Source organism: Serratia sp. Je.1.23.a (genome assembly GCF_051129805.1).
GTDB classification, from domain to species: Bacteria; Pseudomonadota; Gammaproteobacteria; order Enterobacterales; family Enterobacteriaceae; genus Serratia; species Serratia liquefaciens.
Genome location: NZ_JBCPSR010000008.1, coordinates 16341 through 25535 on the forward strand (window position 1 = coordinate 16341; position 9195 = coordinate 25535).

The following is a 9195-nucleotide window of genomic DNA, read 5'->3' on the forward strand; positions in this document are numbered from 1 at the left end:
CTTAAACCTCTTCCTTAGAACTGAAGGCCAGCTTCACGGGCAGCATCTGCCAGTGCCTGGACTCGACCATGATATTGGAAACCGGAACGGTCAAAGGAAACTTTAGAGATCCCTTTTTCCAACGCGCGCTCAGCCAGAGTTTTACCTACGGCAGCTGCTGCGTCTTTGTTACCGGAATACTTCAGTTGCTCAGTGATAGCTTTTTCTAAAGTAGAAGCGGCTACCAGTACTTCAGAACCATTTGGAGCAATTACCTGTGCGTAAATGTGACGCGGGGTACGATGTACCACCAGGCGGGTTGCACCCAGTTCTTTGAGCTTACGGCGTGCGCGGGTCGCACGACGGATACGAGCAGATTTCTTATCCATAGTGTTACCTTACTTCTTCTTAGCCTCTTTGGTACGCACGACTTCGTCGGCGTAACGGACACCCTTGCCTTTGTAAGGCTCAGGACGGCGGTAGGCACGCAGATCTGCAGCAACCTGGCCAATAACTTGTTTATCAGCGCCTTTCAGCACGATTTCAGTTTGGCTTGGGCATTCAGCAGTAATACCTGCTGGCAGCTGGTGATCGACTGGGTGAGAGAAGCCTAAGGCTAAATTCACCACGTTGCCTTTAACAGCAGCACGATAACCAACACCTACCAGTTGAAGCTTCTTGGTGAAGCCTTCGGTAACACCAACTACCATTGCGTTCAGCAGAGCGCGCGTAGTACCCGCTTGGGCCCAGGCGTTAGCAAAACCTTCGCGCGGAGCGAAAGTCAGTGCGTTAGCTTCTTGCTTCACTTCAACGGCGTCGTGGACAGTACGAGTCAGCTCGCCGTTCTTACCCTTAATCGAAATAACCTGACCGTTGAGTTTTACCTCTACGCCGGCAGGAATGACGACGGGTGCTTTTGCAACACGAGACATTCTTTCCTCCCGAATTAAGCTACGTAGCAGATAATCTCGCCACCAAGACCTGCTTGGCGAGCTGCACGATCGGTCATAACACCTTTAGAGGTAGAAACAACAGCGATACCCAAACCGGCCATAACTTTTGGCAGCTCATCTTTTTTCTTATAGATGCGCAGACCTGGACGGCTGATTCGCTGAATGCTTTCTACCACTGCCTTGCCCTGGAAGTACTTCAGTACCAGTTCCAGAACAGGCTTGGCGTCGCCTTCGATTTTGAAATCTTCAATAAAACCTTCTTCCTTCAGCAGGTTGGCAATTGCCACTTTCAGCTTGGAGGAAGGCATGGTGACCGCAACTTTGTTCGCGGCTTGACCGTTACGGATACGGGTCAGCATATCCGCGATCGGATCTTGCATGCTCATCTGTCTTTACTCCCGTGATTCAATTGGTAATTACCAGCTAGCCTTTTTCAAGCCAGGTACTTCACCGCGCATAGCGGCTTCACGTAACTTGATACGGCTCAACCCGAATTTGCCCACATAACCATGTGGACGGCCAGTTTGGCGGCAGCGCTTACGCTGACGAGACGGGCTGGAATCACGCGGCAGAGTTTGCAGCTTGAGAACAGCATCCCAACGTTCTTCGTCGGACGAGTTCACACCAGAAATGATAGCTTTCAGTTCCTCGCGTTTTGCGCGGTACTTTTCAGCCAGTTTCACGCGAACGACTTCGCGTGCTTTCATTGATTGCTTAGCCATCAGTAACCCTGCCTTACTTACGGAACGGGAAGTTAAAAGCAGCCAACAGCGCGCGGCCTTCATCATCAGATTTCGCAGTAGTGGTAATGGTAATATCCAAGCCACGAACGCGATCGACTTTGTCGTAGTCGATTTCTGGGAAGATGATTTGCTCACGCACACCCATGCTGTAGTTACCACGGCCATCGAATGACTTAGCGGACAAGCCACGGAAGTCACGGATACGTGGAACAGCAATGGAAATCAGACGCTCAAAGAACTCCCACATGCGCTCGCCACGCAGAGTTACTTTACAGCCGATCGGATAGCCCTGGCGGATTTTGAAGCCTGCAACAGATTTGCGGGCTTTGGTGATGAACGGTTTTTGACCGGAGATTGCTGCCAGATCAGCTGCTGCGTTATCCAGCAGTTTCTTGTCAGCGATCGCTTCACCAACACCCATATTCAGGGTGATCTTCTCGACCCGAGGGACTTGCATGACAGAAGCGTAGCTAAACTCAGTCATGAGTTTTTTAACTACTTCGTCTTTGTAGTAATCATGCAGTTTCGCCATCGTATTACTCCAAATTACTTGATAGTTTCGCTGTTAGACTTGAAGAAACGGACTTTTTTGCCGTCTTCGAATCTAAAGCCTACACGGTCAGCCTTACCGGTAGCCGTGTTGAAGAGAGCAATGTTAGAAACCTGAATTGCAGCTTCTTTTTCAACAATGCCACCTGGTTGGTTCAGGGCCGGAACCGGCTTCTGATGTTTCTTAACCAGGTTGATACCTTCAACAATGACCTTGCCAGCAGACAGGACATTTTTTACTTTACCGCGTTTACCTTTGTCTTTCCCGGTAAGCACGATAACTTCGTCATCACGACGGATTTTCGCTGCCATGGTTCGCTCCTTAGAGTACTTCTGGTGCCAGAGAGATAATTTTCATGAACTTCTCATTACGCAGTTCACGAGTTACCGGCCCAAAAATACGCGTACCGATAGGTTGCTCGCTGTTATTGTTCAAAATAACGCATGCATTACCATCGAAGCGAATGACAGAACCGTCCGGGCGACGTACACCCTTCTTGGTGCGCACCACTACCGCCTTCAGCACATCGCCTTTCTTCACCTTACCGCGAGGAATTGCTTCCTTGATGGTAATTTTGATGACGTCGCCGATGCCTGCGTAGCGACGGTGCGAGCCACCTAGAACCTTGATACACATTACGCGACGTGCACCGGAGTTGTCGGCCACGTTCAGCATAGTCTGTTCTTGGATCATGTTAGTGCTCCGCTAATGTCAACTACAACTTTAGGACCTATTACTAGGTCGTTGAAAAGCCCCATAACCGAGGGCGCAGCATTATAACACCGCTTCCAGAGTATGGGTAGAAAAAATAAACGGCTCATTTTCTGAGCCGTTTATTAAGTTAGAGCCAGCTACTCTATTACAGAATCGCTTTCTCTACAACGCGAACCAACGTCCAAGACTTAGTCTTAGACAGTGGACGGCATTCGCGGATTTCTACCACGTCACCGATACCACATTCGTTGTTCTCGTCATGTACGTGCAGCTTGGTCGTACGCTTGATGAATTTCCCGTAGATCGGGTGCTTCACCGTGCGCTCGATAGCAACAACCATGGATTTCTCCATTTTGTCACTAACAACACGACCCTGCAGAGTACGGATAATATCAGTCATTTACACACCCGCCTTTTCAGTCAGTAAAGTCTTAACGCGTGCGACGTTACGACGCACTTGTTTCAACAGGTGAGTTTGTTGCAGCTGGCCACTTGCCGCCTGCATGCGCAAGTTAAATTGCTCACGCAGCAGGTTGAGCAGCTCAGTGTTCAGCTCTTCAACGCTTTTTTCACGCAGCTCTTGTGCTTTCATTACATCACCGTCTTAGTTACAAAGGTGGTTTTGATCGGCAATTTAGCTGCAGCCAGCTTGAATGCCTCACGGGCGACCTCTTCTGGTACACCGTCCATTTCGTACAGGACTTTCCCAGGTTGGATCAGGGCAACCCAATACTCCACGTTACCCTTACCTTTACCCATACGCACTTCGAGCGGCTTCTCGGTAATTGGTTTGTCCGGGAATACACGGATCCAAATTTTACCTTGACGCTTAACTGCACGAGTCATTGCACGACGAGCTGCTTCGATTTGACGAGCAGTCAGACGGCCACGGCCAACAGCTTTCAGACCGAAAGTGCCGAAGCTAACATCCGTACCCTGCGCCAGACCACGGTTGCGGCCTTTGTGCATCTTACGGAATTTTGTACGCTTTGGTTGTAACATCAGCGACTCTCCTTACTTGCGGCCTTTACGCTGCTGCTTTTTAGGTTGAGCAGCCGGTTCCGGTTGTTCAACTGCAGCCATACCACCCAGGATCTCACCTTTGAAGATCCATACCTTAACGCCGATTACACCATAAGTGGTGTGCGCTTCAGATGTGTTGTAATCGATATCCGCACGCAGTGTGTGCAACGGAACACGACCTTCACGGTACCATTCGGTACGCGCGATTTCAGCACCGCCAAGACGGCCGCTTACTTCAACTTTGATACCTTTAGCGCCAAGACGCATTGCGTTCTGTACAGCACGCTTCATAGCACGACGGAACATAACGCGACGTTCCAGCTGTGAAGTGATGCTGTCAGCAACCAATTTAGCGTCAAGTTCCGGTTTACGGACTTCGGCGATGTTAATTTGCGCAGGAACGCCAGCGATATCCGCTACGACCTTACGCAGTTTTTCGACATCTTCGCCTTTCTTGCCGATAACGATGCCTGGACGAGCAGTGTGAATAGTCACACGGATGCTCTTCGCAGGACGCTCGATAACGATGCGAGAAACGGAAGCTTTCGCCAGTTCCTTAATCAGGAATTGACGAACTTTAAAGTCGCTGTCCAGGTTGTCAGCGAATTCTTTGGTATTCGCATACCAAGTAGAGTTCCAAGGTTTGACAATACCCAGGCGAATACCATTAGGATGTACTTTCTGACCCATTGCTAGTCTCCAGAGTCTCAGCGATCGGACACAACCACAGTAATGTGGCTGGTGCGCTTCAGGATGCGATCTGCACGACCTTTTGCACGCGGCATAATGCGCTTCATGCTTGGGCCTTCGTCTACGAAGATTTTCGTGACTTTCAGATCATCGATGTCAGCGCCATCGTTGTGTTCTGCGTTAGCAATGGCAGACTCCAGCACTTTCTTAACCAGACCAGCAGCTTTCTTGTTGGTGTAGGTCAGAGTTTCCAGAGCTTGCGACACTTTCTTACCGCGGATCAGGTCTGCAACAAGGCGAACCTTCTGAGCAGAAGAACGAGCGTGGCGATGTTTAGCGATAGTTTCCATCTCTTCCTCCTACCTTAGCGCTTTTTAGCTTTTTTATCAGCCGCATGGCCGCGATAAGTACGAGTCGGCGCGAATTCACCCAGTTTGTGACCGACCATTTCATCGGAAACGAACACTGGTACGTGCTGACGACCATTATGGACAGCGATGGTCAAACCGATCATGTTAGGAAAGATCGTTGAACGACGGGACCAAGTGCGCAAAGGCTTCTTGTCACCGCTTTCCACCGCTTTCTCTACCTTCTTCAGCAAGTGCAGGTCAATAAAAGGACCTTTCTTGAGAGAACGTGGCATGGCTTATCCTCTAATTATTTTTTGCTACGGCGACGTACGATGAACTTATCAGTACGCTTGTTGCTACGGGTCTTCTTACCTTTGGTCTGAACGCCCCACGGGGTTACCGGGTGCTTACCAAAGTTACGACCTTCACCACCACCGTGCGGGTGATCTACCGGGTTCATCGCCGTACCGCGAACGGTAGGACGAACACCACGCCAACGTGCAGCACCTGCTTTACCCAGAACGCGAAGCATATGTTCAGCGTTACCGACTTCACCCAGGGTGGCGCGGCAATCAACTGGAACTTTACGCATTTCGCCTGAGCGCAGACGCAGAGTTACGTAGGAACCATCACGTGCAACGATCTGAACGTAGGCACCAGCAGAACGAGCCATCTGGCCGCCTTTACCTGGTTTCATTTCTACGTTGTGAACCGTTGAACCCACTGGGATGTTGCGCATTGGCAGGGTGTTACCTACCTTGATTGCAGCATCAACGCCAGATTGGATCTGGTCACCAGCTTTCAGGCCTTTCGGCGCCAGGATGTAACGGCGTTCGCCGTCTTTGTACAGAACCAGCGCGATGTTCGCGGAACGGTTCGGATCGTACTCCAGACGCTCAACCACTGCAGCCACACCGTCTTTGTTGCGTTTGAAGTCAACCAGACGATAATGTTGCTTGTGGCCACCACCGATATGACGGGTGGTGATACGGCCATTGTTGTTACGACCACCGCTTTTGCTCAGTTTCTCAAGCAGCGGGGCATAAGGTTTACCCTTGTGCAGCTCAGGGTTAACCACTTTAACAACGTGGCGACGACCCGGAGATGTAGGTTTACATTTAACAATTGCCATTGTTCTTACTCCTCCGACTTACTCTGCGCCGCCGATGAAGTCCAGGTTCTGGCCTTCTTTCAGGGTGACGTAAGCTTTTTTCCAGTCGCTACGACGACCAACACGCTGACCGTGACGTTTCACTTTCCCTTTAACTACCAGGGTGTTCACGTCTTCGACTTCGACTTCAAACAGTTTCTGCACTGCAGCTTTGATTTCTGCTTTGGTCGCGTCTTTGGCAACTTTGAGTACGATGGTGTTGCTTTTTTCCATCGCAGCGGATGCTTTTTCAGATACGTGCGGTGCACGCAGCACTTTCAGCAAACGTTCTTCACGGATCATGCCAGCATCTCCTCAACTTGCTTCACAGCATCAGCAGTCATAACCACTTTGTCGAAGGCGATCAGGCTAACCGGGTCGATACCTGCTACATCGCGCACGTCAACCTTGTACAGGTTGCGAGCAGCCAGGAACAGATTCTCATCCAGTTCACCGGTCACGATCAGCACATCTTCCAGAGCCATATCTTTCAGTTTCTGTGCCAGCAGCTTAGTTTTAGGCGCTTCTACAGAGAACTTCTCGACAACGATCAGACGATCTTGACGTACCAGTTCGGACAGGATGCTTTTCAGCGCGCCGCGGTACATCTTTTTGTTTACTTTCTGACTGTGGTCCTGAGGCTTAGCAGCAAAGGTCACGCCACCTGAACGCCAGATCGGGCTCTTTACAGAACCTGAACGCGCACGGCCGGTACCTTTCTGGCGCCACGGTTTTTTACCGGAACCAGTCACTTCAGCGCGGGTCTTCTGAGCACGGGTACCTTGACGGGCACCTGCTGCATAAGCAACAACAACCTGGTGTACCAGCGCTTCGTTGAAATCACGACCGAAGGTAGTTTCGGAAACAGTCAGCGCGCTTTGCGCGTCTTTCAATACTAATTCCATTGCTATCCCCTTACGCCTTCACAGCTGGTTTAACGATCAGGTTGCCACCGGTTGCGCCCGGTACAGCACCCTTAACCAGCAGCAGGTTGCGCTCAGCGTCAACACGTACTACGTCCAGGCTTTGAACGGTTACACGCTCGTCACCCAGGTGGCCAGCCATTTTCTTGCCTTTGAACACTTTGCCCGGAGTCTGGTTCTGACCGATAGAACCCGGAACGCGGTGAGACAAGGAGTTACCGTGGGTAGCGTCTTGGGTACGGAAGTTCCAGCGCTTAACTGTGCCAGCAAAACCTTTACCTTTAGAAGTACCGGTAACATCGACTTTTTTAACTTCAGCGAAAATTTCTACGCTGATGTTTTGACCTGCAGTGAACTCTTCACCTTCTGCAAGGCGGAATTCCCACAGACCACGGCCAGCTTCAACGCCAGCTTTAGCGAAATGGCCCGCTTCCGGTTTGGTCACACGGTTAGCTTTTTTGCTACCAGTGGTAACCTGAACGGCACGGTACCCGTCGTTTTCCAGGTCTTTAACCTGAGTCACGCGGTTCGCTTCAATTTCAATCACGGTTACTGGGATAGAAACGCCATCTTCAGTGAAGATACGAGTCATGCCCACTTTTTTACCGACTAAACCAATCATTGTTTCAACCTCTCAATCGCTCAATGACCTGATTAACCCAGGCTGATCTGCACGTCTACACCGGCAGCCAGATCCAGACGCATCAGAGCATCAACGGTTTTCTCGGTTGGCTCAACGATGTCAACCAGACGCTTGTGAGTGCGAATCTCGTACTGATCACGCGCGTCTTTGTTAACGTGCGGAGAGATCAGAACGGTAAAGCGCTCTTTGCGAGTTGGCAGCGGGATCGGACCACGGACTTGCGCACCAGTGCGCTTTGCAGTCTCGACGATTTCCGCGGTTGATTGATCGATAAGACGATGATCAAACGCTTTCAGGCGGATACGGATTCTTTGGTTCTGCATGAGACCAGAGCTCCAATTATTTATAAACGTAAATAATTACTCCTCACACCCATTTCGATTGATGGGGGAGTGTAATCGTCAACATATAACCCCCATATCGGGAGTATTGTTCGAAGAGCAGAAAGTCCTGCCTATCGACTGATTCGCTAAAATCAGGCTTACCAAGATTAGGTAAGCCCGCGCATTATACGCAAAACAGAGCGAGAAGCAAGGCACAGATGGAAATATGCTCAGGATATCGGCATTTTTTACCGGCGGGTAACTAACGGGTGAAAACCGAGGGGGAAATTCGTCGGGATTAGGGTACAGCTTTGTCGCTGCTCCCCTGCCCTGCCGGAGAAACTCATGCCGGCAGGAGAACATCGTTGTAAAAGGTATTTATTGCCTACAACTGAGCTTGGGCATAGTTCTGGATACCCAGACGCGCTATCAAATCCAGTTCAGTTTCCAGCCAGTCGATATGTTCTTCTTCATCGGCCAGAATTTCTATCATCAGGTCACGGCTGACATAGTCATGGATAGAATCAGCATAGGCGATGCCTTCACGCAGATTCTTGGCGCCATCCAATTCCAGGGCCAGGTCCGAACGCAACATTTCTTCGATATCTTCGCCAATGTTCAGCTTGCCGAGATCCTGCAAATTCGGAAGGCCTTCCAGAAACAGGATACGCTCGATATAACGATCGGCATGCTTCATTTCGTCGATCGACTCGTGGTATTCCTTTTCATTGAGGCGTGTTAGCCCCCAGTTCTTGAACATTCGGGCGTGCAGGAAATATTGATTGATGGCAACCAGCTCGTTACCGAGCAGTTTGTTGAGATGAGCAATGATCTTTTTATCGCCTTTCATAGGTAAATCCTCCTGGCCAGTTCTAAAAGTGTAGAAGCTGTAAGCCAAGAGTCAAAAAATAACCTTACCTTTAGTTAGGCAACTTCGTGCATTGGGATAATGGTTCCGCTTTCCTCCACCATAATCTGTCTTGCCTGACGAATGCACTTTCCGCAATCGGTACCAATCGGCACAAGTTCACGCAGTTGTTTCATGGTATGCGGGTTGTGCTGACGCACGGCTTTACGGATCGCTTTGTCAGTCACGGCATTACACAGACATACGTACATAAGAGACTCACTTCTTAACCAATTCTGTAAGTCTA

20 protein-coding genes are annotated in these 9195 nt (G+C 50.1%); all 20 read right to left on the reverse strand.

Annotated features, from left to right (window positions below; translation table 11 throughout):
• Window positions 1–14: 14 nt before the first annotated feature.
• Window positions 15–368, reverse strand: a complete 354-nt coding sequence (gene rplR / locus AAZT04_RS22150; protein ID WP_020837234.1) for a 50S ribosomal protein L18 — start codon at window positions 366–368, stop codon at window positions 15–17.
• Between the two features lie 9 nt (window positions 369–377).
• A complete protein-coding gene (gene rplF / locus AAZT04_RS22155; RefSeq protein WP_020837235.1) occupies window positions 378–911 on the reverse strand; it encodes a 50S ribosomal protein L6 in 534 nt (177 codons plus the stop codon).
• A 14-nt stretch (window positions 912–925) separates the two neighbouring features.
• Window positions 926–1318, reverse strand: coding sequence for a 30S ribosomal protein S8 (rpsH, locus tag AAZT04_RS22160; protein ID WP_020837236.1), 393 nt, complete (start codon window positions 1316–1318; stop codon window positions 926–928).
• Window positions 1319–1348: 30 nt separating this feature from the next.
• The gene (gene rpsN, locus AAZT04_RS22165) at window positions 1349–1654 is read right to left on the reverse strand and encodes a 30S ribosomal protein S14 (protein WP_041415050.1); all 306 of its coding nucleotides are present in this window, start codon (window positions 1652–1654) and stop codon (window positions 1349–1351) included.
• Window positions 1655–1667: 13 nt separating this feature from the next.
• Window positions 1668–2207: a 50S ribosomal protein L5 gene (rplE, locus tag AAZT04_RS22170; RefSeq protein WP_020837238.1), complete on the reverse strand. Its 540-nt coding sequence runs from the start codon at window positions 2205–2207 to the stop codon at window positions 1668–1670.
• Between the two features lie 14 nt (window positions 2208–2221).
• The gene (gene rplX, locus AAZT04_RS22175; RefSeq protein ID WP_020837239.1) at window positions 2222–2536 is read right to left on the reverse strand and encodes a 50S ribosomal protein L24; all 315 of its coding nucleotides are present in this window, start codon (window positions 2534–2536) and stop codon (window positions 2222–2224) included.
• Window positions 2537–2546: 10 nt separating this feature from the next.
• The gene (gene rplN, locus AAZT04_RS22180) at window positions 2547–2918 is read right to left on the reverse strand and encodes a 50S ribosomal protein L14 (RefSeq protein ID WP_020837240.1); all 372 of its coding nucleotides are present in this window, start codon (window positions 2916–2918) and stop codon (window positions 2547–2549) included.
• Between the two features lie 166 nt (window positions 2919–3084).
• Window positions 3085–3339 carry a 30S ribosomal protein S17 gene (gene rpsQ / locus AAZT04_RS22185; protein WP_020837241.1) on the reverse strand — a complete coding sequence of 85 codons (255 nt, stop codon included), beginning with the start codon at window positions 3337–3339 and terminating at the stop codon, window positions 3085–3087.
• The gene (gene rpmC / locus AAZT04_RS22190) at window positions 3340–3531 is read right to left on the reverse strand and encodes a 50S ribosomal protein L29 (RefSeq protein WP_004951169.1); all 192 of its coding nucleotides are present in this window, start codon (window positions 3529–3531) and stop codon (window positions 3340–3342) included.
• Window positions 3531–3941: a 50S ribosomal protein L16 gene (rplP, locus tag AAZT04_RS22195; RefSeq protein ID WP_004951171.1), complete on the reverse strand. Its 411-nt coding sequence runs from the start codon at window positions 3939–3941 to the stop codon at window positions 3531–3533. The genes rpmC and rplP overlap by 1 nt, the downstream gene beginning before the upstream one ends.
• Window positions 3942–3953: 12 nt before the next feature.
• Window positions 3954–4652, reverse strand: a complete 699-nt coding sequence (gene rpsC / locus AAZT04_RS22200) for a 30S ribosomal protein S3 (RefSeq protein ID WP_004951172.1) — start codon at window positions 4650–4652, stop codon at window positions 3954–3956.
• Window positions 4653–4669: 17 nt separating this feature from the next.
• Window positions 4670–5002, reverse strand: coding sequence for a 50S ribosomal protein L22 (gene rplV, locus AAZT04_RS22205; RefSeq protein WP_002223844.1), 333 nt, complete (start codon window positions 5000–5002; stop codon window positions 4670–4672).
• Window positions 5003–5016: 14 nt separating this feature from the next.
• Entirely contained in the window at window positions 5017–5295 is a 279-nt protein-coding gene (gene rpsS, locus AAZT04_RS22210; RefSeq protein ID WP_004929772.1) for a 30S ribosomal protein S19, read from the reverse strand.
• Window positions 5296–5309: 14 nt separating this feature from the next.
• A complete protein-coding gene (gene rplB / locus AAZT04_RS22215; protein WP_020837243.1) occupies window positions 5310–6134 on the reverse strand; it encodes a 50S ribosomal protein L2 in 825 nt (274 codons plus the stop codon).
• A gap of 18 nt (window positions 6135–6152) precedes the next feature.
• Window positions 6153–6455 (reverse strand): 50S ribosomal protein L23, encoded by a 303-nt coding sequence (gene rplW / locus AAZT04_RS22220; RefSeq protein ID WP_004951179.1) that lies wholly within the window; start codon window positions 6453–6455, stop codon window positions 6153–6155.
• Window positions 6452–7057, reverse strand: coding sequence for a 50S ribosomal protein L4 (gene rplD, locus AAZT04_RS22225; RefSeq protein WP_004929779.1), 606 nt, complete (start codon window positions 7055–7057; stop codon window positions 6452–6454). The genes rplW and rplD overlap by 4 nt, the downstream gene beginning before the upstream one ends.
• 10 nt (window positions 7058–7067) lie before the next feature.
• Window positions 7068–7697 carry a 50S ribosomal protein L3 gene (gene rplC, locus AAZT04_RS22230; RefSeq protein ID WP_020837245.1) on the reverse strand — a complete coding sequence of 210 codons (630 nt, stop codon included), beginning with the start codon at window positions 7695–7697 and terminating at the stop codon, window positions 7068–7070.
• A gap of 32 nt (window positions 7698–7729) precedes the next feature.
• On the reverse strand, window positions 7730–8041 hold the full coding sequence (rpsJ, locus tag AAZT04_RS22235) for a 30S ribosomal protein S10 (RefSeq protein WP_001181005.1): 312 nt from the start codon (window positions 8039–8041) through the stop codon (window positions 7730–7732).
• 385 nt (window positions 8042–8426) lie between these two features.
• On the reverse strand, window positions 8427–8891 hold the full coding sequence (gene bfr, locus AAZT04_RS22240) for a bacterioferritin (RefSeq protein ID WP_044554945.1): 465 nt from the start codon (window positions 8889–8891) through the stop codon (window positions 8427–8429).
• Between the two features lie 74 nt (window positions 8892–8965).
• Entirely contained in the window at window positions 8966–9160 is a 195-nt protein-coding gene (bfd, locus tag AAZT04_RS22245) for a bacterioferritin-associated ferredoxin (RefSeq protein WP_013814795.1), read from the reverse strand.
• Window positions 9161–9195: the final 35 nt, after the last annotated feature.

Bases quoted from the DNA above. Each gene is read 5' to 3' on its own strand.
- rplC (WP_020837245.1), bottom strand. From the start codon at position 7,697: ATGATTGGTTTAGTCGGTAAAAAAGTGGGCATGACTCGTATCTTCACT.
- bfd (WP_013814795.1), bottom strand. From the start codon at position 9,160: ATGTACGTATGTCTGTGTAATGCCGTGACTGACAAAGCGATCCGTAAA.
- rplB (WP_020837243.1), bottom strand. From the start codon at position 6,134: ATGGCAATTGTTAAATGTAAACCTACATCTCCGGGTCGTCGCCACGTT.
- rpmC (WP_004951169.1), bottom strand. From the start codon at position 3,531: ATGAAAGCACAAGAGCTGCGTGAAAAAAGCGTTGAAGAGCTGAACACT.
- rpsJ (WP_001181005.1), bottom strand. From the start codon at position 8,041: ATGCAGAACCAAAGAATCCGTATCCGCCTGAAAGCGTTTGATCATCGT.
- rplP (WP_004951171.1), bottom strand. From the start codon at position 3,941: ATGTTACAACCAAAGCGTACAAAATTCCGTAAGATGCACAAAGGCCGC.
- bfr (WP_044554945.1), bottom strand. From the start codon at position 8,891: ATGAAAGGCGATAAAAAGATCATTGCTCATCTCAACAAACTGCTCGGT.
- rpsH (WP_020837236.1), bottom strand. From the start codon at position 1,318: ATGAGCATGCAAGATCCGATCGCGGATATGCTGACCCGTATCCGTAAC.
- rplD (WP_004929779.1), bottom strand. From the start codon at position 7,057: ATGGAATTAGTATTGAAAGACGCGCAAAGCGCGCTGACTGTTTCCGAA.
- rplN (WP_020837240.1), bottom strand. From the start codon at position 2,918: ATGATCCAAGAACAGACTATGCTGAACGTGGCCGACAACTCCGGTGCA.
- rplW (WP_004951179.1), bottom strand. From the start codon at position 6,455: ATGATCCGTGAAGAACGTTTGCTGAAAGTGCTGCGTGCACCGCACGTA.
- rplE (WP_020837238.1), bottom strand. From the start codon at position 2,207: ATGGCGAAACTGCATGATTACTACAAAGACGAAGTAGTTAAAAAACTC.
- rplF (WP_020837235.1), bottom strand. From the start codon at position 911: ATGTCTCGTGTTGCAAAAGCACCCGTCGTCATTCCTGCCGGCGTAGAG.
- rplV (WP_002223844.1), bottom strand. From the start codon at position 5,002: ATGGAAACTATCGCTAAACATCGCCACGCTCGTTCTTCTGCTCAGAAG.
- rpsQ (WP_020837241.1), bottom strand. From the start codon at position 3,339: ATGACTGATATTATCCGTACTCTGCAGGGTCGTGTTGTTAGTGACAAA.
- rpsN (WP_041415050.1), bottom strand. From the start codon at position 1,654: ATGGCTAAGCAATCAATGAAAGCACGCGAAGTCGTTCGCGTGAAACTG.
- rplR (WP_020837234.1), bottom strand. From the start codon at position 368: ATGGATAAGAAATCTGCTCGTATCCGTCGTGCGACCCGCGCACGCCGT.
- rpsS (WP_004929772.1), bottom strand. From the start codon at position 5,295: ATGCCACGTTCTCTCAAGAAAGGTCCTTTTATTGACCTGCACTTGCTG.
- rplX (WP_020837239.1), bottom strand. From the start codon at position 2,536: ATGGCAGCGAAAATCCGTCGTGATGACGAAGTTATCGTGCTTACCGGG.
- rpsC (WP_004951172.1), bottom strand. From the start codon at position 4,652: ATGGGTCAGAAAGTACATCCTAATGGTATTCGCCTGGGTATTGTCAAA.